Below are 21169 nucleotides of genomic sequence, written 5' to 3' on the forward strand. Positions count from 1 at the left end.
TATTTCAAGATGACCACCATTCGCACCGTTCCCACCGATCCCATCGACGGCCAGAAGCCCGGCACCTCGGGCCTGCGCAAGAAGACGGCCGTGTTCCAGGAACATCATTACCTCGAGAATTTCATCCAGAGCATCTGGGACGGCATCGGTGGCGTCGAGGGCAAGACCCTCGTGCTGGGCGGTGACGGGCGCCACTTCAACGGCCAGGCCGCGCAGGTCGTGCTGCGCATGGCCGCCGCATCGGGCGCCAAGAAGGTGATCGTCGCCAAGCGCGCCCTGCTGTCGACCCCCGCCGCATCGAACCTCATCCGCAAGCGCGGCGCCGACGGTGGCATCATCCTTTCGGCAAGCCACAATCCCGGCGGCCCTAACGGCGATTTCGGCGTGAAGTTCAACAGCTCGAACGGCGGGCCCGCGTCCGAAACCATCACCGGCAAGATCTTCGATGCGACCAAATCCATCGCCGAATTCAAGATCACCGAAACCCAGGACATCGGCCTGCGCACCCTTGAGACCGTGAGCCTTGGCGACATGGAGATCGAGATCGTCGATCCCGTGGACGATTACGCCGACCTCATGGCGGAGCTCTTTGATTTCGACGCCATCCGCGCACTGTTCAAATCAGACTTCCGCATGCGTTTCGACGCCATGCACGCCGTCACCGGCCCCTATGCCAGCCGCATCCTGCAGGAGATGCTTGGCGCGTCGCCGGGCACGGTGTTCAACGCGATCCCCCTTCCCGATTTCGGCGACGGCCACCCCGACCCGAACCCCACCTGGGCGAAACAGCTCTGGGACGAGATGATGTCAGCCTCGGGGCCCGACCTCGGCGCCGCCTCGGACGGTGACGGCGATCGCAACATGATCGTGGGCCGTCAGTGCTACGTGTCGCCCTCGGACAGCCTTGCGGTGCTGGCAGCCAACGCAACGCTGGTACCGGGCTACAAGGACGGCCTCAAGGGTGTGGCGCGGTCGATGCCCACCAGTCAAGCGGTGGACCGCGTGGCCGAGAAGCTCGGGATCGACTGCTACGAGACCCCGACCGGCTGGAAGTTCTTCGGCAACCTTCTTGACGCAGGCAAGGCCACGCTCTGCGGCGAGGAGAGCTTTGGCACCGGGTCCGATCACGTACGCGAAAAGGATGGTCTTTGGGCGGTGCTGTTCTGGCTCAACATCCTTGCGGTCAAGAAATGCTCGGTCGCCGAGCTGATGGACGAACACTGGGCCACCTACGGGCGCAACTACTACTCGCGCCACGATTACGAGGCGGTGGACAGCGACGCCGCCGCCGGGGTCATGGACCACGTGCGCGGCCAACTCGGTAGCCTGCCGGGTCAGAGCTTCGGCAGCCTCAAGGTCGTGTCAGCGGACGAGTTTGCCTATGACGATCCGGTGGACGGCTCGCGCGCCGAAGGCCAGGGCCTGCGGGTCGGCTTCGAAGGGGGCGGCCGCCTTGTGCTGCGTCTTTCGGGCACCGGCACCGAGGGCGCGACCCTGCGCGTCTATCTTGAGAAGGTCGAAACCGATCCGGCGCAGTTCGGGCTCGACCCGCAGGAAGCGCTGGCCGAGGTCATCGCAGCCGCCGAGACCATCGCCGAGATCAAGGCCCGCACAGGCCGCGATGCTCCCGACGTCATCACCTGACCCAAGGTGGACACGCTTCGCGCCATCGCGCTGATGGTCCTGTCAATGGCGCTGCTGGCTGGCAGTGATGCTTTCCTGAAACTGGCCTCCGGACATGCTCCGGTGGGCCAGGTCATGGCGATGTTGAGCATAGGCGGCACGGCGGTTCTTGTGGCGCTGGCGCTGACGCGGCGAGTGCCACTGCGCTGGCGCGACCTCACGAGCGGCAAGATCCTGCTGCGCAACGGCTTCGAGATGATCGGCGCCATCGGCATGGTTGTGGGGCTGTCACGCATCCCCCTGTCACTGATGGCGGCAATCATGCAGACCGCGCCACTCGTGGTGACCATCGGCGCGGCGCTGTTCCTTCATGAACCCGTGGGCTGGCGGCGTTGGTGTGCCATCGGCGTGGGCCTCGTGGGCATGCTCATGGTCATCCGCCCCTTTGGGGCAGGCTTCACCGGGTGGGAGCTGTTCCCGGTGATCGGCGTCACCGGCCTCGCGGCGCGCGACCTTGTCACCCGCACCCTGCCCGCCCATCTCGATTCCATCGCCGTCTCGGCCTACGGTTTCGGCGCGGTGCTGCCCGCCGGACTGCTGCTGATGTTGATCACCCAAAGCCCGGTCAGCCTCGATCCCGCAGCGTTCGGCTACATGGCGGGCGCGGTGGTGGTGACGGCATCGGGCTACCTCGCGGTGACGGCCGCCATGCGCATGGCGCCGGTGTCCTCGGTGGCGCCGTTCCGGTACACGCGGCTGGTGTTCACCGCCGGGCTGGGGATGATGTTCTTTGACGAACGGCCTGACGAGTGGACTCTTGCCGGCGCGGCGCTGATCCTTGCGGCGGGGCTCTACAGTTTCCTGCGCGAACGACGCCTCGCGCGGCCTGCCTGAGCTCTCTGCCCGGCTCCATCACCCCGATACGGTCAGGCGGACATGGCAGGACCACATTCGCAAAACCGCGCGGCGCGCCCGACACCATCACCCGTCAAGGTCGGCGCGCCCCGGCCAACCGATGCAAACAGACCGCCGGCTGCCGATCATAAGCACGCTCCGGCTCTTCTTCTCTTTGAAAATACGCAAAAAGACACACCGGCCACGCCACACGGCGCCCCGGCCAGACGCGTTCCCGCTGCAATCGGCGCCCCTTTAGTTCATCTGCCACCCGGCTCGGTTGCCGGGCAGCCACAGGCGCAGGGCTTGCAGGACATAATCGGAGCCCGCTTGCCCCACCGGTCTGCCGGCGTCGCGAGCCGCGCCAACGGGCAGCGTGTCAAACCCGGCCGTTGATCTCCTGGATTTCCGGCGGCAGAGGCCGCCCGGTGCCGTCCACGGACACCGTCTCGCGGGTGCGCGGCAGGGCCTGGGGCATCTCCTTCTGGATCCACGTCACCAGCTTCTCGCGGATCTCGCAGCGCAGATCGTAGGTGCGCGGCGCAGAGCGGGCGGAGGCCAGAATACGCACCTCCATCTCGCGTTCGCGGAAATCGTTGACCTGCACCACGAAGACCTCGCCATCCCACAGCTCGGAGCTTTCCACAGCCTTGCGCGCAGCTTCGCGCAGGCGGGCGATGTCCGTGGTGTGGTCGAGGTAGAGCAGCACGTTGCCGATAAGCGACGAGGTGTCCCGTGTCCAGTTCTGGAACGGCTGCTCAATGAAGTAGCTCAGCGGCACGACAAGGCGCCGCCAGTCCCAGATCTTGATGACCACGTAGGTGCCGGTGATCTCCTCGATCCAGCCCCATTCACCCTCGACGATCACCGCATCGTCGATGCGGATGGGCTGGGTGATGGCCAGCTGAATGCCCGCGATCATGTTCTTGAGCACCGGCTGAAAGGCCAGACCGACGACAATACCGGCGGCACCACCGGCGGCGAGCAGCGACACGCCCCATTGCCGCACCCCGTCAAAGGTCATCAGGATGGCCGCCGTGGCGATGATGACGATCATCCATCCCGCCATCCGCACGAGGATACGGCTTTGGGTGACGTGCTTGCGGGCAAGGTAATTGTCCTCGGAGTCCAGCGTGAACTTGCGCAGGTGCACCGTGGTCCAGATCTGCAGGGCGGTGTGCACCGTCCAGCCTACCAGCACCATGAAAGCGATGAGTAGCGCGTGACGGCCCAGCTGGGTGCCCTCGGGCGATAAGGGCGCCACGGCGACGCCCACGGTCAGGGCAGCCACCAGCAGCCCAAGCCGCAGCGGGCGGCGGGTGCGGGCCACGAGGCTGCGCCAGAACAGGTCCTTCTGCGCCACCATGCGGTTCAGGATGCCGAACGCCAGCCGGAAGACAATCAGCCCCGCGAGGAAGGCGACCACGAGCACCGCCACCGGCATCACCCATGTGGGCAGCACAGGAATGACCTCTTCGATACCGGTGGTGATTTCCTCGACCTGTGTGCCGAGCTGCTCAAGTTCATGTTCCATTACATCTCCTGCCATCGCGCGCCTCCTCTCCGCTCGTGGCTTCTGTCGGTTTTCTGCACTTGCATCGTCAGTTAGCCGCAGCGCGGCGTTAGGCAAAAGCCGAGGCGGCGGAAAACCGCGAAACAGCGATTTCCCGCGCCTCCCCCTTGCACTTTTCGGGCAGAACTGCGCGTTATGCAGGCGACACATGTTAGCGGTATCGGCAGGACCCGGGAGACCCGGCGCCGCCGGTCCCCAGTGTTAGCGCCCTGCCTCGCGGGGCAGCGTTTACATCCATGCCGGGGCTGTTATAGCTCGGGATCAAAGGCTTTTATCGCGGGAGGGAACACCCCATGAGCACCATTATCGACATCCACGCGCGCGAGATCATCGACAGCCGCGGCAACCCCACCGTCGAGGTGGACGTGACGCTCGAAGACGGCTCCATGGGCCGGGCCGCCGTGCCCTCGGGCGCCTCCACCGGCGTGCACGAAGCACACGAGCGCCGCGATGGCGACAAGTCGCGCTTCATGGGCAAGGGCGTGCTCGAGGCCGTGGCCGCCGTCAACGGCGAGATCGCCGAGGCGCTGGTGGGCTTCGACGCCACCGAGCAGGAAGCCATCGACGGCGCGATGATCGAACTGGACGGCACCGAGAACAAGGGACGCCTCGGCGCCAACGCCATCCTCGGCGTGTCGCTGGCAGTTGCCAAGGCAGCGGCGGAATTCACCGGCCAGCCGCTCTACCGTTACGTCGGCGGCACCTCGGCCCGCGTCCTGCCCGTGCCCATGATGAACATCATCAACGGCGGCGAGCACGCGGACAACCCCATCGACATCCAGGAATTCATGATCATGCCAGTGGCGGCGGAAAACATCCGCGAAGCCGTGCGCATGGGCTCCGAGGTGTTCCACACCCTCAAGAAGGAACTGTCGGCGGCGGGCATGTCCACCGGCCTTGGCGATGAAGGCGGATTTGCACCCGAACTGGGCAGCACCACTGAAGCGCTCGATTTCATCCTGAAGTCCATCGAGAAGGCCGGCTACAAGCCCGGCGAGGACATCTTCCTCGCGCTCGATTGCGCCTCGACCGAGTACTACAAGGACGGCAAGTACGAGATGAAGGGCGAAGGCAAGTCCCTGACCTCTGCCGAGAACGCCGATTACCTCGCCGAGCTGGTGGCCAACTACCCGATCATCTCGATCGAGGACGGCATGGCCGAGGACGACTGGGACGGCTGGAAGATGCTCACCGACAAGATCGGCGCATCGGTGCAGCTGGTGGGTGACGACCTCTTCGTGACCAACCCCGCCCGCCTTTCCATGGGCATTGAACAGGGCGTGGGCAACTCCATGCTGGTCAAGGTGAACCAGATCGGCTCGCTGTCGGAGACACTTAAGGCCGTCGATATGGCCCACCGCGCGCGCTACACCAACGTGATGTCCCACCGCTCGGGCGAAACCGAGGATGCGACCATCGCCGACCTCGCCGTCGCCACCAACTGCGGCCAGATCAAGACCGGCTCGCTCGCACGCTCGGACCGGCTGGCCAAGTACAACCAGCTGATCCGCATCGAGGAAATGCTGGGCGACACCGCGATCTACGCGGGCAAGTCGATCCTGCGCTAAGCGCGTCCGCACCGCCCCAGCCACGGGGCGGTGCAAATTCCTGTCACAGGAATTTGGTCGCCGGGCCGATCGGGAGCAAACGGAAAAGGGGCGGCACCGCGCGGGTGCCGCCCCTTTTTTCATGCCGCTTTTCATGCCGCTTTTCATGCCGTGACCGGCAAAGCAGTGACTGGCAATACGGTGTCTGGCAGGCTCAAGACGCCTTGGCTTCGACCTCGTCTGCCACCGCCTCGGCCCGGGCCGCGAGCTCCGCCAGCGTATCGGTGACGCTCTTGGGGATCACCGGCACCTCGACCTTTTCGGCCTCCGGCGCGGGACGCCCGCGCAGTTCCTTGAGCTCTTCGGCCATGACGCCCATGCGGTCCTCGGCAGCGCGCAGCCGCTCTTCGAGGCCCACGGTCTTGTCCGCAAGCATGAGCCCCGCCATCAACAGCATCCGCCCCTCGGGCATGCGGCCGATCTGATCCACCAGAACCCGCGCCTCGGTGTCGAGCATGCGCGCGGCGGTCAGAAGGTATTGCTCTTCGCCCTGCTGGCAGGCCACGTCGAAGCTGCGCCCGCCGATGTTGATCTGTACCTCGATCTGTTCGCTCATTGCGCGGCCTCCCCATGGTTTCCGCTGGTTTCGGGCGCGGTATTCTCAGATGTCTCACCGGCGGCCTGCGCCAGCAACGGCTCGAGCGCGCCAAGCACAGCACGCGCCTCGGCTTCCTCGAGGGCGCGCGCCGCGCGCAGCGCCTCGAGTTCCGCCAGCATTGCCTTGTTGACGAGGTGAGGCTCACCGACGTTGCCCAACAGCGCCTCACGCATTTCCTGATTGGTGCGCATGAGCATCTCGTTGGACAGGCGCATGCGCTGAACTTCGCCGTCGAGCGCGGCGAGGCTCTCACGCTGCGCCTCGAGTTGTTCTCGCAGCGCCGCGTCGGCGGCCACGTCCGGCGCGCTCGGGGCCGTTGGCGTGTCGTTCAGGCGGGCGCGCAGCACCCTCACCCGCTCTTCGAGCTGGGCGTTGGCCATCTTCTCCTCGTCGAGAAGATCGCGCATGCGGGCGGCTTCGCTGACCGCGGCGTTGAGTTCGGCCTCCATGGCGTAACGGTCGGCCTTCGCCGCTTCGGCGGCGGCGGCATCCTCGGCGGAGGTGTCAGGCTGCTCCACCGGGGCCGACAGCCCCTCGACCCCTTGTGCAATGCGGTCGAGCGCCCGGGTGAGGCGCGACTGCAATTCGTCGATCTGGCTCATCATGCCCTCTCAAGTCTGCCCATCGGGGTCTGTCCTGCCGATCCGCGCGCGAATCGCAATGGCCCCGTTCCGGGGCAGTCTACCAAGCGCTTTCTGAAAATGCGCCCCCATAACTTCCAACGCCTTATCGCCACCCGTTCACCCATCGCAGAAGCGCCGGATCGCCCATGAAACCGTTTATGATACCGCCAACGCTTGATCTTCGCCCACGGGCTGGTATTCACCACGGCAACGGCCCACCGGGAGAGAAAGAGGACGTCATCTTGGACATCAAAGCCCTGCGCGAAGCCCATCCCGAGCACTGGATGCGCTCCACCGCCATCCGTGCCCTTACCCTTGACGCGGTCGCAGCCGCCAATTCCGGCCACTCCGGCATGCCCATCGGCATGGCCGACGTGGCAACGGTGCTGTGGTCGAAGCACATGAAGTTCGACGCCAAGAACCCCACCTGGCCCGACCGCGACCGGTTCATCCTGTCCGCCGGCCATGGCTCGATGCTGATCTACTCGCTGCTCTACCTTGCCGGCGATCCGCAGATCACCCTCGACGAGGTGAAGAACTTCCGCCAGTGGGGCGCCCGCACCGCCGGCCACCCCGAGAACTTCCATGCCGATGCCATCGAGATGACCACTGGTCCGCTCGGCCAGGGCATCTCGTCCTCGGTCGGCTTCGCCATTGCCGAAGAGAACCTGCGCGCCCGTCACGGCAAGCAGGTCGTGGATCACTACACCTATGTCATCGCCGGTGACGGCTGCCTCATGGAAGGCGTCAGCCAGGAAGCCATCGGCATCGCCGGCCGCTACGGCCTTGGCCGCCTCGTGGTGTTCTGGGACAACAACGACATCACCATCGACGGCAAGGTGTCCCTGTCGGATCGCACCGACCAGGTGGCGCGCTTCAAGGCGTCCGGCTGGCACGTGCAGGAAATCGACGGCCACGACCCCGAGGCCATCGACGCCGCCATCTCCGCCGCCAAGAAAGTCACCGACCAGCCGTCGATGATCGCTTGCAAGACCCACATCGCCCTCGGCCACGCCGCCCAGGACACGTCCAAAGGTCACGGCGCGCTCACCAACGCTGACCAGAACACCGAAGCCAAGGCTGGCTGGGGCTGGACCGCTGGCGAATTCGACATTCCCGCCGACGTCAAGTCGTGGTGGGAAGAGGCCGGTTCGCGCGGTGCCTCCGAGCGTGAAGCATGGGAAGCCCGCCTTGCAGGTCTGTCGGACCGCAAGCAGCAGGAATTCGCCCGCGTCATGGCCGGCGATGCTCCCAAGAAGCTGTCGTCCGTCATTCGCGCGTTCAAGAAGCAGAACGCCGACTCCCAGCCCAAGGTCGCGACCCGCAAGGCATCGGAAATGGTGCTCGAGGTGGTGAACCCGGTGATGACCGAGACCATCGGCGGCTCTGCCGACCTGACCGGCTCGAACAACACCAAGACCGGTGACATGGGCATCTTCGACACCGAGGACCGCAAGGGCCGTTACGTCTACTGGGGCATCCGTGAACACGGCATGGCCGCCGCGATGAACGGCATCTCGCTGCACGGCGGCCTGCGCGCCTACGGCGGCACCTTCATGGCGTTCACCGACTACGCGCGTCCCGCGATGCGTCTGGCGGCCCTGCAGAAGACCCCCACGGTCTTCGTCATGACCCATGACAGCATCGGCCTTGGCGAAGACGGCCCAACCCACCAGCCGATCGAGCATCTTGCCATCAGCCGCGCGACCCCGAACATGTTCGTGTTCCGTCCCGCGGACGTGGTGGAAACCGCCGAAGCATGGGAAATCGCGCTGACGCAGAAAGAGACGCCGTCGGTGCTGTCGCTGACCCGTCAGGGCCTGCCGACGCTGCGCAAAGAGCACAAGAACAACAACCTTGTCGAAAAGGGCGCCTATATCCTTGCTGACGCGGAAGGCAAGCGTCAGGCGATCCTGCTGGCCACCGGTTCGGAAGTCGAGATTGCCATGAAGGCGCGCGACATCCTGCAGGCCGAGGGCATCGGCACCCGCGTGGTCTCCATGCCCTGCTGGGAGCTGTTCGAAGCGCAGGAGGAATCCTACCGCAAGCGCGTTCTGCCAGCCGGCCCCGTGCGCGTGGGCGTCGAGGCAGCGGCCCGCTTCGGCTGGGACCGCTGGCTGCTGGGCGAGCGTGGCCGCGAGGCCAAGGCGGCCTTCGTGGGCATGGAAAGCTTCGGTGCCTCCGCTCCGGCAGAGGTGCTGTACGAGAAGTTCGGCATCACGGCCGAGAACGTGGCCCAGAAGGTCCGCGACATGCTCTGATCGCGGTTCTGCCGTGACGAATGAAGGCCCGGCGCACCCCTTGCGCCGGGCCTTTTTCATTGCCTGTACCCGCGCCGGCCGCCTACTGTCCTGCCTGAAAGGAGCCCCCACATGAGCATCCTCGTCCCCGGCCCCGATGGCCGCCCGCGCTGCGGCTGGTGTGGCACCGTGCCGGAGTTCTTCCCCTACCACGACGCGGAATGGGGCTTTCCGGTCAGCGATGACCGTCGGCTCTTCGAGAAGCTCTGCCTCGAGAGTTTCCAGTCCGGCCTCAGCTGGCGCACCATCCTTGCCAAGCGCGAAAACTTTCGTGCGGCTTTTGCAGGTTTCGACATCGAACGCATGGCCGCCTTCGACGAGACGGACGTGGAGCGCCTGCTTGGGGATGCGGGCATCATCCGCCACAGGGGCAAGATCGAGGCGGTCATCAACAACGCCCGCCGCTGCATCGAGTTGACGGAACGCGAAGGCTCCCTCGCCCGCTTCGTCTGGACCTACGAGCCCGCGCCCGATGGACTGCCCCCGCAATCGCAGACCACCTCGCCCGCCTCGGTGGCGCTGTCGAAAGAGCTGAAGAAACGCGGCTGGAAGTTTGTCGGCCCCACCACGGTCTACGCCTTCATGCAGGCGATGGGCTTGATCAACGATCATCTCGAGGGCTGCGCTCTGCGCGAGGCAGCGGCAGAGGCCCGCCGCGTCTTCAGCCCACCCTCCTGACGCCCTCCGGCCTGAGAGCGCGCCCAAGGCGCCCGCAGCAGTGCAGCGCCCTTATCTGGACCGAGGGAAACCTCACCACGTATCAGTCGGTCGCCTCCAGCCACGCGGCCATCGGTCAGCCGCCGCCCGAAGAAGCGCCCGCACGAGGGCAAAGACACAGCGGTTGCGAGGTGCAGACGATCACCCTACGCTACCGGGGGCAAGGTGCCGTCAGCAGTAGAGAGGGTCACATGACAGCTTTCGTGATCGGCCAGATGATGATCCACGACCGCGGCTGGATGGATGAGTACTTCGCCAAGATCCCCGACGTGGTGGCACGGCACGGGGGCGCCTTTCGGGTGCGGGGCGGCGCGCCCGAGCGTATGGAGGGCGATGCTCCCCTGCCGCACGCGGCCTTCATCATCGAATTCCCCGACCGGGATCACGCAACGGCGTTCTGGAATTCCGATGCGTTCCAGTCCCTCGCCCTCCTGAGGCGCCCGGGCTCCACGCTGGATGCGCTTCTGGTCGACGGGCTGGACTGACCCGGCTCCGTGGCGTGCCGCCTTGGGGTAGACAAGATATCCCTATCGCACGCAAAGCGCCGGCGCGCTTGTTCCTAAAACACAGCTTTCGACAACACACTCGACGGCCCGAAGGGACGCTTCGGCAGGGACGCTCTGCCTGGCCAAGGGCAGGACGCCACCCGGAAAGCCCTACCGCGCATGTTGCGACAGGCACCGCTTCAGCCCTCACCCACTTTGGTAAACTGTGGCTCAGTGCGGCGCCTTCTTGCCCGGCAGAAGCGGCAGGATACCCTTGGTTATCACGGGGACGAGGATGGTGCCCCAGACGATGCCGAGCACGAAATCCTGCGCGGCGGTGGCAAGCCACATGACCGCGGGCGCGAGATCCTCGGACACGGCGTGGGCGGCGATCTCGGACCAGTGGTGGATGAACTCCTCGGGCGCATGCCAGCCCATCTCGGCCAACATGTGCACGATGATCGATCCACCGACCCAAAGCATGGCAGCGGTGCCCACAACGGTCAGGATCTTCATCACCCAAGGCATGCCCTTGACGATGCCCCGGCCGATGGCCCGCGTGATCCCCAGCTTGCCCACCTGCGTCAGCCACAGCCCGATATCATCCATCTTCACGATCACCGCCACGGCACCATAGACCAGCGCGGTGATTCCAAGGCCCACCAGTGCCAGCACTGCGGCCTGGATCCACACCTCGGTCGCGTCGATGGTCGACAGCGCAAGGGTCATGATCTCGGCCGACAGGATGAAGTCGGTCTTGATCGCCCCCTTTACCTTGGCTTCCTCGAGATGCGCGGGATCGGTCTTTTCCGCAAGTGCCGCGTCCGGCCCCGAGGGTTTATGCGGCGACAGCGCATGGATGACTTTCTCTGCCCCTTCAAAGCACAGGAACGAGCCCCCGAGGATCAGCAGCGGTGGCACCAGCCACGGTGCGAAAGCCGCCATGAGAAGAGCCGCGGGCAGCAGGATGATGAGCTTGTTGAAGATGGAGCCGCGAGCGATCTTCCAGATGATCGGCAACTCGCGGGCGGGCGCAAATCCGTGCACGTATTTCGGCGTCACCGCGGCGTCGTCGATCACCACGCCCACCGCCTTCGACCCGGCCTTGGCCGCGTTGGCGGTAATGTCGTCGACCGAGGCCGCCGCCAGCTTGGCGATCGCCGCCACGTCGTCGAGAAGCGCGAAAAGCCCGCTCATATAAGTCTCCGATCCATGTTTCACGGCAACGTAGCGGAGCCGTGAAGATGATCAAGAAATGCCACGCGCGACTGTTTGCGCAAGCATCGCAAAATGCCCCGACAAATGTTAGCGCCACCTTCATGTTTATCGCTAACACTATGAAATGGTTGCGCTAATTGTGTTGGAATCCAGAAACGCGCAGGTATACGAACCCTTGCCCACTGGCCCCAGCAAGGAGAGAATGCCATGACAGTCACCGTCGGGATCAACGGTTTCGGCCGCATTGGCCGCTGCACGCTGGCCCATATCGCCGAAAGCGCACGCAACGATGTCCAGGTGGTCCGCATTAATGCCACCGGCCCGATTGAGACGGCCGCCCACCTGATGCGCTATGACAGCGTGCACGGGCGCTTCGGCTCCGAGGTGAAAGTCGTGGGGGGCAATGCGCTCGATCTCGGGCGTGGCCCGATCGAGGTGATGTCGACCTACAATACCGCCGAGCTTGACTGGAGCGGTTGCGACGTGGTGCTCGAATGCACCGGCAAGTTCAACGATGGCCACAAGGCGGATGCCCACATCCGCCAAGGCGCGAAATCGGTGCTGATCTCAGCCCCGGCAAAGAATGTACAGAAAACCATCGTATACGGGGTGAACCACCGCGATCTCGTCAAGGGTGACGTGATGATCTCGAACGGATCGTGCACCACCAACGGGCTCGCCCCGCTGGCCAAGGTGCTCGACGATGCCATAGGTATCGAGTCCGGCGTCATGACCACGATCCACAGCTACACCGGCGACCAGCCGACGCTGGACCGGCGGCACGACGATCTCTACCGTGCCCGCGCCGCCGCCATGGCGATGATCCCCACCTCCACCGGGGCCGCCAAGGCGCTTGGCGAGGTTCTGCCGAACCTCAAGGGCAAGCTCGACGGCTCGGCCATCCGCGTGCCCACCCCCAACGTGAGCGCTGTGGACCTGACGTTCCAGGCCAGCAAGGACGTGACCGTCGAAGATGTGAACGAGGTTGTGCGTGAAGCCGCTGCGGGCCGTATGGGAATGGTACTTGCGTACGACCCCGAACCCAAGGTATCAGTGGATTTCAACCACACGACGTCTAGTTCGATCTTCGCACCGGATCAGACGCGAGTGGTCGGCAAGCGCACCGTGCGCGTGCTGGCGTGGTATGACAACGAGTGGGGCTTTTCGGCCCGCATGGCCGACGTGGCAGCTGCCATGGGCCGCCTGCACCACTAGGTGACGGCACGGGTCAGACCCCACACGAAGAGGCGGCGGAGGGGAGACCGCCGCCTCTTTATTCATCCCGGCCTGATCCATCCCGTTCAAACTTTCAGCCAAGACTCTGAACACGCCGCCGAGGGGTCGCTTTTCGGCTGATGGACCTTTGGTGGCCAATCGGTTGCAAGGAAATGCCAAACACGCGGCACCAGATGCGGAGCCCTGCGGTACAGGGCTCCGCATCTGGCACGGTCAGCTCAGCTTGTCGATCCAGGCGGCGAACCCCTTCATGACGCCACGCAGGAAGTCCTTGGTGCCATCATTGGTGATGTTGCCCTGCTCGTCGAACAGATCGTGGAGCCCGCCCACATAAGCCTCGGGCTGCTGCATCGCGGGCATGTTGAGGAATACGAGCGACTGGCGCAGGTGGTGGTTCGCCCCGAACCCGCCGATCCCCCCCGGCGAGCCAGTGACGATGGCGGCGGGCTTACCGTCCCACACGCTGCTCCCGTAGGGCCGCGAGCCGACGTCCAGCGCGTTCTTGACGTTCGCCGGCAGTGACCGGTTGTATTCCGGAGTCACGAACAACACCGCGTCCGCCCGGCCCATACACTTGCGGAACCGGACCCATGCCTCGGGAACGACGGCTTCATCAAGGTCGGGGTTGTAAAGCGGCAGATCCCCGGTCCCCACGAAGGTGAATTCCAGACCATCGGGCGCCAGCCCCACAAGAGCCTGCGCAAGCTTGCGGTTGTACGATCCCTCCCTCAGGGATCCGACGATCACGGCAACATGCTTCGACATGATGAGCTCCTTTGTGCTTCACGAACAAAGATAGTGCTGGCAGGCCGCAATGATCAGTGCACGGATCGCGCTGCATCTGTGCAGGGATACACAATTAATGCGGGATTTTTCCTGGGACCGTTTCGACGCGTGAGAGAGCGGCCCCAAGGGCGCGCCCTGCCTCGCCTACTGCCTCTGGACGATGCGCAAGGCCGAGCGCCCGCAACGGTCAGAAGTGACCGTCACCGCTCAGGAGTAACAACCCGACCGACCGCCGGCAACGCGGCCCCATGGCTTTGCCACCGCCGCTGAGCTAAAGCACATGCCGCATTCGAACGTCGCAACCGTTTGGAAGAGGCTCACACCCCAGCCCCGCGCCATCCATGAGCGTCCGCGACGAAGACGCATACACTCCCTCATCTTGCTCGTACCGAATTTTGCACAGACCCGGCCGACCGCGCTCGCAACGCCTGCAAACGACAAGTCAGGCGCGCCGCCCGCCCTGCATCTTCTCTTGAAAATACGCATTGCGCAGCGTCGGGGCCGGGCGCTGCACTGGTGGGTCAAGCCCGCCGCAGGGCCAGCACCGCGTTGAGGCCGCCAAAGGCGAAGGCGTTGGACAACACCGCCGACACCTCGGCCTCACGCGCCTCGTTCGGCACCACGTCGAGCGCGCATTCCGCGTCAGGCTCCTCATGGTTGATTGTGGGGGCGATCACCCCCTCGCGCAGGGCCATGATGCAGGCCAGCAGCTCCACCGCGCCGGTGCCGCCAATACAGTGCCCATGCATCGCCTTGGTGGACGAGATCATCACCCGGTCAGACTGCGGCCCGAGCGCGTCCGCCACGGCGGCGCATTCGGTTTTGTCATTGGCGGCGGTGCCGGTGCCATGGGCATTGATGTACCCCACCTCCTCGCGCGCCATGCCCGCATCGCGCAGCGCGCCGGAAATGGCCCGCGCGGCGCCTTGCTTGGAGGGCATCACGATGTCCGACGCATCCGAGGTCATGGCAAACCCCGCCACCTCGCAGAGGATCTCGGCCCCCCGCGCCTTCGCGTGCTCGTATTCTTCGAAGACGAAGACACCTGCCCCCTCTCCTTGCACCATACCATTGCGATTGGCGGAAAACGGGCGACAACCGTCCTTGGACATGACCCGAAGCCCTTCCCAAGCCTTGACCCCGCCAAAGCACAGCATGGATTCCGACCCACCGGTGAGCATCACCGAACACATTCCCGACCTCACCATCTGGAAGGCCATGCCCATGGCATGGTTCGACGACGCGCAGGCGGTGGCCACGGTAAAGGTGGGGCCGCGCAGGTTCATCTCCATGCTCACGTGGCTGGCGGCGGCGTTGTTCATCAGCTTCGGCACCACGAAGGGATGAACGCGGTTCTTCCCCTCTTCGTAGACCGAGCGGTAATTGTCGTCCTGTGTGGTCAGCCCGCCGCCGGAGGTGCCCAGCACCACGCCGGAGCAATCGGCAAGTTCGCCATGGAATGTCAGGCCCGACTGTGCCACCGCCTCGCGGGCGGACAGCAACGCGAACTGAGTGAAGCGATCGTAAAGCGCCAGCTGCTGGCGGTTGAACGCGGTCTCGGGATTATAGCCCTTGACCTGACCGCCGATGCGGATCGACAGGCGTTCCACGTCGCGGAACTCCAGTTCCGAGATGCCGCAGCGCCCCTCGCGCATGGCCGCAAGGGTCTGGTCCACGTTCCGCCCCAGCGCGTTGATCGTTCCCGCGCCGGTGATGACGACCCGTTTCACGCGTCGGCCTGCTCAGCGATCAGCGTCTTGATGCCGGCCACGATGGTGGCGACCGATGAGATGTCAAAATCGCTCTGGTCGGGCTCGTTTGCATTAAAAGGAATCGAGATGTCAAAGGCTTCCTCGATGGCGAAGATGCTCTCGACCAACCCGAGGCTGTCGATACCGAGATCCTCCGGACTGCTGTCCATCGTCACATCGGACGGCTCCAGCATGGCCTGCTCCGCGAGGATCGCGATGACCTTCTCCCTGACAGTCGTGTCACTCATGGCATAGCTCCCTGCTGCCCTTCAGACGCGGTCCATCTACCCGTCCCCGCGCTCCTTGGGAACCGCTTTCTTCAGAGCGGCCACATCGCGCAGAAGCCGCGGCAAGCGGCGCAGCGCCTTGTAGCTTTCGATACTGCTGTCCATCTTGGTGGCCGGGTAGCCCAACACCGCCCGCCCCGCAGGGACGTTGGACATGACGACACTGGCCGCACCGGCAATCACGCGGTCACCGACGAAGATGTTGTCCACCACGCCGGCCTTGCCGCCCAGCACCACGTTGTCCCCGATGCGCGCGGATCCGGCGATGCCTGCCTGTCCGCAAAGCAGGCAATTGCGCCCGATCTCCACATTGTGACCCACCTGCACGAGGTTGTCGATCTTGGTTCCGTCGCCGATGCGGGTGGCACGCACAGTGCCCCGGTCGATGCAGGTGTTCGAGCCGACCTCGACATCATCCCCTATCTCGACGCCGCCCAGCGAATGGATGCGGGCCCAGGCCTGCGCCTCGGCATCGCTTTCACGCCCGAGGGTGCTGCGCACCTTCTCGACCCCGGACGGCTCGGGCGTGACGTAGGAGAATCCGTCACCACCGATCACCGCGCCCATCTGAGCGATGAAGCGGGCGCCGATGCGCAGACGTGGGCCAATCATCACCCCTGCATGGAGCAGCGCGTTCGGGCCGATCTCGGTCCATGCACCGATTGTGCAATGCGGCCCCACAACCGTTCCATCTCCGAGGCGCACGCCTGCGCCGATGACAGCGAGCGGCCCGATACTCACGCCCTCGCCGATCTCGGCACTGGGGTCCACGACCGCTGAGGGGTGCAGGCCCTCACCCCAGCCCTGGCCCGGGTCCATCATCGCAGAAAGCCCTGACAGGGCGTGGCGCGGACGCTTGGCCAGCAGCGCGGCGGCAAGGCCCATGGCCCGCCAGTCCGCGCCCTCCCAGAGCATGGCGACACGTGCGGCCCCTTCCGGGATCTGTGCGGCAAAATCGGGTTTCATGGCCAGCGCGATCTCTGTCTCCGAGGCCAGCGCGGGCTCGTTGACGCCGCTCACGATGATGTCGGTGTCGCCCTCGGCGGTAAGACCCAAGGCGGCGGCGATCTCGGCAATGCTGTAGGACATGGAGGACTCCGGGCTGTCTGCGCCCCGCGTGCTGGACGCACGCGAGGCTTTTCGTCCCCGGCAGACTTAGCTTTGCGGACGCCCCAACGCCACCCCTTCAGCGGCCAGCGCCTGCCAGATCTTCGCGTCACGCCCGTAGACGTCGTTGCGGAAGTTGATGTGGCCCTTGGGCGTGGTGAAGGCGGTCCGGTAGACAAGATGCACCGGAACCGGGGTTTCGAGGTTTACCCGCGTCTCGGCCCCCGTGCGCAGGCGGCTCTGGAAGAAGCCCACCGGATCGTCGGTCTGAAGCGCCAGCAGCGCCTTTGCGAAATCTTGCGGATCGTTCAGCCGGATGCAGCCATGGGAATAGGTGCGCTGCGTCTGGTTGAAAAGGCTCTTGGAGGGCGTGTCGTGCAGGTAGATGTTGTACTTGTTCGGGAACATGAACTTCACCAGCCCCAGCGCGTTGCGCGGCCCCGGCGGCTGGCGCATGGAGAACGGGAAACTCGCAGCGGAATACTGCGAGAAACCCCGCCCCCGGTTAACCCGGCGCCCGTTCCTGTCGGTGATCTCGAGATGGCTGACCGCGCCGGGGTTGCGGCGCAACTGCGGCAGGTATTCCTTCACCACGATGGACCGGGGCACGTACCACGAGGGGTTGATGACCATGTGGCTCATCACGTCCGAGAATTCCGGCGTGCGCCGGTCTGGGTCCTGATGCCCGATGACCGAACGGGTTTCAAAGGTGACCTTGCCATCGTCGATGATCTTGGCGTGGAAATCCACGAGGTTGACGAAGACATGTCGCTTGCCCCGCCCTTCGGGTAGGTTCAGCCAGCGCTCACGCTCCATGGCGACGAGAACCGATTGCAGACGCGCCTCGGGCGAAGTGTTGATCGCGCTCAGGGTCGAGCCGCCGACGATGCCGTCCACCGCAAGACCGTGGTCCGCCTGGAAATCCGACACCGCGCTGCGCATGGTGTCATCGAAGACAGCCGTGAGCGTCGGCTTGAGGTAGCCCATGGCGCTAAGCCGGTCACGCAAGGACACAACTTGCTGCCCACTGTCACCCAGCTCGAGCCGCGTCGCAGTGACAGGCATGCCCCAGCCGCCGTGGGCGATCGTGCGCTCGAGCTCGAGCTTTGCGCGCATGAGGCCGGCATATTCCGGCGTGCGTGGTGCAATGCCATGGATCACCGTGCGCGGCTCACCGTCGGCCATGGCCTGCAGCAATGCTTCGCTGGGGACGCGAATTGGCGGGCGCTTGATACCACTGTCGACGCGGCGCCCGTCTAGCATGCCGCCGTTGAGATCATGGGCAAAGCGCAGGAAAGTGCGGCTAAGCTCGATTTCCATTTCGCCCATGGCACGCTCGCCTGTGACGCGGGCCATGCGGGCCATCAGGCCATCGGCATCGTAACGCGCTTCGGGCAGGCCGTGGTCAGACGCGGTCGCCAGCGCCTCGATCAAGGCGGACCGGCGTTCCGCGCCCACAGCATCCGCCGCGGTCCACAGCGGGGCAAAGTCGCGCGCACGGTAGAAGGCAGCGAGCCCCTCGTCCTCGGACAACGCTTCGGCAACCGCCTGCTTGTATGCAGTCATCCCCAGCCCGGCCGTCAGGCTGGGCGCGGAGCTTTGCGCCGCGGCCTCCTGGGGCAGCGCCCCGGCGACCAGCCCGGAAACGACGATGGCAACCACGCCGGATAGCACGGTGCGGGTTCTGCGTTCTCGGTTCGTCGTCATGGGGGCCCCGGATCTATGGATAACCTAGTTCTACAAATGAGATAGTCGCATTCAGCGAGTGTCCACCGCATTCTGCTACGAGGAGGATGTTTAAGGGCGCAACTGTTTCACCAACGTCACGCACCGGCCCGAAGATCTGTTCTTGGCAAAGAAGCCACACATGTCTTGTGACATACGCAAGTTTTCGCCCAAAACACTTGCCTATGGAACCAAAATCGTCGTGACGCTTCCGACTCTTTAAACCTTGTGCCATACAAGAGGAACATCTGGGGAGAGATGGCAGGTCGTCCAACGAGGCGACATAAACAGGTACAGCGACTAAACGGGACAGGCGCTTTCACATGACTGAACAATCTGCAGGCGGCTTCACACGCCGCGGCCTTCTTGGCGCATTTGCAGCCACCCTCGTCACGGCAGCACCAACTTACGCGAACGCAGCCGGCTTTCTACGGGGATCTGGCGACATTCGACGGCTGAAGATGTACTCGGGACGAACCGGTGAAAAGATCGACATGATCTACTGGATCGAGGGCGAATACATTCCGGAAGCTCTCAAAGAAATCAACCACTTCATGCGCGACTGGCGCACCGACGATGTCAAGAACATCGACGCGCGCACCATCGATATCATGACGGCCGCGCATAACCTGACCGGCAGCTCCGAGCCTTACATGCTCATTTCCGGCTACCGGTCGCCCAAGACCAATGCGATGCTCCGTGCGCGTAGCAGCGGAGTGGCAAAAAAGTCCCGCCATCTTCTTGGCGAAGCGGCAGATCTGCACATGAACTCACGCTCCGTGAATCAATTGGCAAAAGCAGCTTCCGCCTGCCGCGCAGGTGGCGTCGGGCGTTACACGAGCTCCAGCTTCGTGCACATGGACTGCGGCCCGGTTCGCTCCTGGGGTAGCTAACGGCTTCGCGCATCCTTCCACGGAACCAACTCAGAAAAAGGCGCCCGGTTCCCGGGCGCCTCTTCTTTTTTACAATTTATTAACTTTCGGTAGTGGCCAACCATCCCGCCAGCGCGGAATGGCGGTATCGTCACCCCATGCGGCGCAGGTAGGTCCACGTCGGCACCTTGGCTGAACGCGCAAGGCAGTAGGCCTCTGCGTCACCGATATACTCGAAGCCACAATTCGTCAGGACCCGCGCCGATGCAGCATTGTCCTGGAACACACTGGCGAAAATCGTCGAAGAATTCTGCGGATTTGCCTCGACCAGCGCACGCACCGCCTCGGAGCCGTGGCCCGTGTTCCAAAACGGAGGAGCGACCCAGTACCCGATCTCGCTCTGAGCCGTGTCGATGCGCTTGAGCGAGATAACCCCAAGCACCTCTGATCCACCCTGCCCCGATGCATCCAGCGCCCAGATGTCGCTGCCACGATCCTGCGCTGTCGCGCGGCTGATATAGGCGTCGATGGCGCCCGGCGGCAGCGGATGGGGAATCGAGATGGTCATGCGCGCCACGCGCTGGTCACCGGCATAAAGCGCCAGGAGACCGGAATCCGAGCGGCGCAGCGGGCGCAGCATGAACCGCTCTGCGGGGATGTCAGCCTGAAGCGCGACCGGCGCAGGCCGTTCGGGGCTTTTGAGTTGGTCCAGGTTCATGTGCATGCTCCTCTTATGCACGTCCTCTTGGTCGTTCCGCGCCCTCCCCCCGAAGACGTGGGGACGAATGCCCCCGGAACGAAAAAGGGGACCGGCGATGCCGATCCCCTTCATTTCTTGCTGCGAGATCGGCTTACTCGGCAGCCTCCGCCACGGGCAGGATGGATACGAAGGTGCGACCCTTCAGACCCTTGTGGAAGGACACGGAGCCTTCTTCGGTTGCGAAGATGGTGTGGTCCTTGCCCATGCCCACGCCGTTGCCCGGCCAGAACTTGGTGCCGCGCTGACGGATGATGATGTTACCTGCTTTGGCGGCTTGGCCACCGTACAGTTTCACGCCAAGGCGGCGTCCTGCGGAGTCGCGGCCGTTACGGGACGAACCGCCTGCTTTTTTATGTGCCATAGGTCAGTCTCCTTGTACTCAGGCGAGGGTCTTGGCTTGTTCAACCCACTCGGGCTTCACTTTGGCGGCCTCGAACGTGTCGGGGTTCACCGCAGCGAGGTCAGCGTAAGTGTTGATGCCTGCTTCGTTGAGCTTCTTGGCGGCGGCGGGGCCGACACCGGTGATCTGGGTCAGGTCGTCGCCTGCGGCTGCGGGAGCAGCTGCCGGAGCGGCGGACTTCGGAGCGGAACCCGCGCCGATGGCTGCCTTGACGCCGGACTTGTCTGCGCCGGACGCAAGGATCTCGGTCACGCGGACAAGGGTCAGCTTCTGGCGGTGGCCCTTGGTGCGCTGCGAGCTGTGCTTACGGCGACGCTTGACGAAGTTGATGACCTTGTCGGCCTTGATCTGGTCGACCACCTCTGCCTGCACGGCTGCGCCTGAAACGAGCGGCGCGCCGACGGTGACGCTGTCACCACCCAGCATGAGGATATCGTTGAACTGCACGGTTTCACCCGCGTCTGCGGCCAGCTTTTCCACGCGCAGGATATCACCTGCCTGGACTTTGTACTGCTTGCCGCCGGTTTTCATCACCGCGAACATCGTCGTCTTCCTTTTTCTACCGCGTCCTGTGGCGCCCGGTACGGGACTTTTGGGGGGCAATCCC

20 protein-coding genes are annotated in these 21169 nt (G+C 64.5%); 8 read left to right on the forward strand and 12 right to left on the reverse strand.

Features of this window, described 5'->3' with window-relative positions; genetic code table 11:
* The first annotated feature begins 9 nt into the window (after positions 1–9).
* Together IEX41_RS01760 and IEX41_RS01765 are read left to right on the forward strand one after the other, a co-directional pair.
* Positions 10–1644, forward strand: a complete 1635-nt coding sequence (locus IEX41_RS01760) for an alpha-D-glucose phosphate-specific phosphoglucomutase (protein ID WP_188788224.1) — start codon at positions 10–12, stop codon at positions 1642–1644.
* Between the two features lie 6 nt (positions 1645–1650).
* Positions 1651–2517: a DMT family transporter gene (locus IEX41_RS01765; RefSeq protein WP_188788226.1), complete on the forward strand. Its 867-nt coding sequence runs from the start codon at positions 1651–1653 to the stop codon at positions 2515–2517.
* Between the two features lie 379 nt (positions 2518–2896).
* On the opposite strand, the gene IEX41_RS01770 is transcribed toward IEX41_RS01765, so the two are convergent.
* Positions 2897–4051, reverse strand: a complete 1155-nt coding sequence (locus IEX41_RS01770; RefSeq protein WP_188788228.1) for a mechanosensitive ion channel family protein — start codon at positions 4049–4051, stop codon at positions 2897–2899.
* A 332-nt stretch (positions 4052–4383) separates the two neighbouring features.
* Here IEX41_RS01770 and eno point away from each other — a divergent pair, with 332 nt between their 5' ends.
* Complete coding sequence (gene eno / locus IEX41_RS01775) at positions 4384–5658, forward strand: phosphopyruvate hydratase (RefSeq protein WP_188788230.1); 1275 nt, start codon at positions 4384–4386, stop codon at positions 5656–5658.
* A gap of 193 nt (positions 5659–5851) precedes the next feature.
* On the opposite strand, the gene IEX41_RS01780 is transcribed toward eno, so the two are convergent.
* Together IEX41_RS01780 and IEX41_RS01785 are read right to left on the reverse strand one after the other, a co-directional pair.
* The gene (locus IEX41_RS01780; protein ID WP_188788232.1) at positions 5852–6253 is read right to left on the reverse strand and encodes a cell division protein ZapA; all 402 of its coding nucleotides are present in this window, start codon (positions 6251–6253) and stop codon (positions 5852–5854) included.
* Positions 6250–6897 carry a hypothetical protein gene (locus IEX41_RS01785; protein WP_188788234.1) on the reverse strand — a complete coding sequence of 216 codons (648 nt, stop codon included), beginning with the start codon at positions 6895–6897 and terminating at the stop codon, positions 6250–6252. Before IEX41_RS01785 ends, IEX41_RS01780 begins: the two co-directional genes overlap by 4 nt.
* Before the next feature lie 263 nt (positions 6898–7160).
* On the opposite strand from IEX41_RS01785, the gene tkt reads away from it, so the two are divergent.
* From tkt to IEX41_RS01800, 3 genes are all read left to right on the forward strand, one after another.
* Positions 7161–9179, forward strand: a complete 2019-nt coding sequence (gene tkt, locus IEX41_RS01790) for a transketolase (protein WP_188788236.1) — start codon at positions 7161–7163, stop codon at positions 9177–9179.
* 111 nt (positions 9180–9290) lie between these two features.
* Entirely contained in the window at positions 9291–9896 is a 606-nt protein-coding gene (locus IEX41_RS01795) for a DNA-3-methyladenine glycosylase I (RefSeq protein WP_188788238.1), read from the forward strand.
* Between the two features lie 230 nt (positions 9897–10126).
* Entirely contained in the window at positions 10127–10420 is a 294-nt protein-coding gene (locus tag IEX41_RS01800; protein ID WP_188788240.1) for a DUF1330 domain-containing protein, read from the forward strand.
* Between the two features lie 231 nt (positions 10421–10651).
* Here IEX41_RS01800 and IEX41_RS01805 read toward each other — a convergent pair whose 3' ends face one another.
* On the reverse strand, positions 10652–11617 hold the full coding sequence (locus IEX41_RS01805; RefSeq protein ID WP_188788242.1) for a DUF808 domain-containing protein: 966 nt from the start codon (positions 11615–11617) through the stop codon (positions 10652–10654).
* A 228-nt stretch (positions 11618–11845) separates the two neighbouring features.
* Here IEX41_RS01805 and gap point away from each other — a divergent pair, with 228 nt between their 5' ends.
* Positions 11846–12853 carry a type I glyceraldehyde-3-phosphate dehydrogenase gene (gene gap, locus IEX41_RS01810; protein WP_188788244.1) on the forward strand — a complete coding sequence of 336 codons (1008 nt, stop codon included), beginning with the start codon at positions 11846–11848 and terminating at the stop codon, positions 12851–12853.
* 234 nt (positions 12854–13087) lie between these two features.
* Here gap and IEX41_RS01815 read toward each other — a convergent pair whose 3' ends face one another.
* The 5 genes from IEX41_RS01815 to IEX41_RS01835 all read right to left on the reverse strand — a co-directional run bounded on the left by IEX41_RS01815 (position 13088) and on the right by IEX41_RS01835 (position 18512).
* A complete protein-coding gene (locus IEX41_RS01815; protein ID WP_188788245.1) occupies positions 13088–13639 on the reverse strand; it encodes an NADPH-dependent FMN reductase in 552 nt (183 codons plus the stop codon).
* Positions 13640–14181: 542 nt separating this feature from the next.
* Complete coding sequence (locus IEX41_RS01820) at positions 14182–15390, reverse strand: beta-ketoacyl-[acyl-carrier-protein] synthase family protein (RefSeq protein WP_188788247.1); 1209 nt, start codon at positions 15388–15390, stop codon at positions 14182–14184.
* The gene (locus tag IEX41_RS01825) at positions 15387–15659 is read right to left on the reverse strand and encodes an acyl carrier protein (RefSeq protein ID WP_188788249.1); all 273 of its coding nucleotides are present in this window, start codon (positions 15657–15659) and stop codon (positions 15387–15389) included. Before IEX41_RS01825 ends, IEX41_RS01820 begins: the two co-directional genes overlap by 4 nt.
* A gap of 36 nt (positions 15660–15695) precedes the next feature.
* Positions 15696–16787 (reverse strand): UDP-3-O-(3-hydroxymyristoyl)glucosamine N-acyltransferase, encoded by a 1092-nt coding sequence (gene lpxD / locus IEX41_RS01830; protein WP_188788251.1) that lies wholly within the window; start codon positions 16785–16787, stop codon positions 15696–15698.
* A gap of 66 nt (positions 16788–16853) precedes the next feature.
* Positions 16854–18512 (reverse strand): L,D-transpeptidase family protein, encoded by a 1659-nt coding sequence (locus IEX41_RS01835; protein ID WP_188788253.1) that lies wholly within the window; start codon positions 18510–18512, stop codon positions 16854–16856.
* 341 nt (positions 18513–18853) lie between these two features.
* Here IEX41_RS01835 and mepK point away from each other — a divergent pair, with 341 nt between their 5' ends.
* Entirely contained in the window at positions 18854–19423 is a 570-nt protein-coding gene (gene mepK, locus IEX41_RS01840) for a peptidoglycan L,D-endopeptidase MepK (RefSeq protein ID WP_188788255.1), read from the forward strand.
* Between the two features lie 130 nt (positions 19424–19553).
* Here the strand turns inward: mepK and IEX41_RS01845 are convergent, their stop codons facing one another.
* From IEX41_RS01845 to IEX41_RS01855, 3 genes are all read right to left on the reverse strand, one after another.
* The gene (locus IEX41_RS01845) at positions 19554–20120 is read right to left on the reverse strand and encodes a GNAT family N-acetyltransferase (RefSeq protein WP_188788257.1); all 567 of its coding nucleotides are present in this window, start codon (positions 20118–20120) and stop codon (positions 19554–19556) included.
* 133 nt (positions 20121–20253) lie between these two features.
* Complete coding sequence (gene rpmA, locus IEX41_RS01850; protein WP_188788259.1) at positions 20254–20523, reverse strand: 50S ribosomal protein L27; 270 nt, start codon at positions 20521–20523, stop codon at positions 20254–20256.
* 18 nt (positions 20524–20541) lie between these two features.
* On the reverse strand, positions 20542–21105 hold the full coding sequence (locus tag IEX41_RS01855; RefSeq protein WP_188788261.1) for a 50S ribosomal protein L21: 564 nt from the start codon (positions 21103–21105) through the stop codon (positions 20542–20544).
* Positions 21106–21169: the final 64 nt, after the last annotated feature.

The sequence above is a fragment of the Salipiger pallidus genome (genome assembly GCF_014643635.1).
Classification (GTDB): Bacteria; Pseudomonadota; Alphaproteobacteria; order Rhodobacterales; family Rhodobacteraceae; genus Salipiger; species Salipiger pallidus.

What these genes read in the sequence shown, in the direction of transcription:
- IEX41_RS01760 (WP_188788224.1), top strand. Translation starts at nt 10, where the DNA reads ATGACCACCATTCGCACCGTTCCCACCGATCCCATCGACGGCCAGAAG.
- IEX41_RS01845 (WP_188788257.1), bottom strand. Translation starts at nt 20,120, where the DNA reads ATGAACCTGGACCAACTCAAAAGCCCCGAACGGCCTGCGCCGGTCGCG.
- IEX41_RS01835 (WP_188788253.1), bottom strand. Translation starts at nt 18,512, where the DNA reads ATGACGACGAACCGAGAACGCAGAACCCGCACCGTGCTATCCGGCGTG.
- IEX41_RS01770 (WP_188788228.1), bottom strand. Translation starts at nt 4,051, where the DNA reads ATGGAACATGAACTTGAGCAGCTCGGCACACAGGTCGAGGAAATCACC.
- rpmA (WP_188788259.1), bottom strand. Translation starts at nt 20,523, where the DNA reads ATGGCACATAAAAAAGCAGGCGGTTCGTCCCGTAACGGCCGCGACTCC.
- IEX41_RS01855 (WP_188788261.1), bottom strand. Translation starts at nt 21,105, where the DNA reads ATGTTCGCGGTGATGAAAACCGGCGGCAAGCAGTACAAAGTCCAGGCA.
- mepK (WP_188788255.1), top strand. Translation starts at nt 18,854, where the DNA reads ATGACTGAACAATCTGCAGGCGGCTTCACACGCCGCGGCCTTCTTGGC.
- IEX41_RS01785 (WP_188788234.1), bottom strand. Translation starts at nt 6,897, where the DNA reads ATGAGCCAGATCGACGAATTGCAGTCGCGCCTCACCCGGGCGCTCGAC.
- IEX41_RS01805 (WP_188788242.1), bottom strand. Translation starts at nt 11,617, where the DNA reads ATGAGCGGGCTTTTCGCGCTTCTCGACGACGTGGCGGCGATCGCCAAG.
- IEX41_RS01815 (WP_188788245.1), bottom strand. Translation starts at nt 13,639, where the DNA reads ATGTCGAAGCATGTTGCCGTGATCGTCGGATCCCTGAGGGAGGGATCG.
- gap (WP_188788244.1), top strand. Translation starts at nt 11,846, where the DNA reads ATGACAGTCACCGTCGGGATCAACGGTTTCGGCCGCATTGGCCGCTGC.
- IEX41_RS01825 (WP_188788249.1), bottom strand. Translation starts at nt 15,659, where the DNA reads ATGAGTGACACGACTGTCAGGGAGAAGGTCATCGCGATCCTCGCGGAG.
- IEX41_RS01780 (WP_188788232.1), bottom strand. Translation starts at nt 6,253, where the DNA reads ATGAGCGAACAGATCGAGGTACAGATCAACATCGGCGGGCGCAGCTTC.
- IEX41_RS01795 (WP_188788238.1), top strand. Translation starts at nt 9,291, where the DNA reads ATGAGCATCCTCGTCCCCGGCCCCGATGGCCGCCCGCGCTGCGGCTGG.
- IEX41_RS01800 (WP_188788240.1), top strand. Translation starts at nt 10,127, where the DNA reads ATGACAGCTTTCGTGATCGGCCAGATGATGATCCACGACCGCGGCTGG.
- eno (WP_188788230.1), top strand. Translation starts at nt 4,384, where the DNA reads ATGAGCACCATTATCGACATCCACGCGCGCGAGATCATCGACAGCCGC.
- lpxD (WP_188788251.1), bottom strand. Translation starts at nt 16,787, where the DNA reads ATGTCCTACAGCATTGCCGAGATCGCCGCCGCCTTGGGTCTTACCGCC.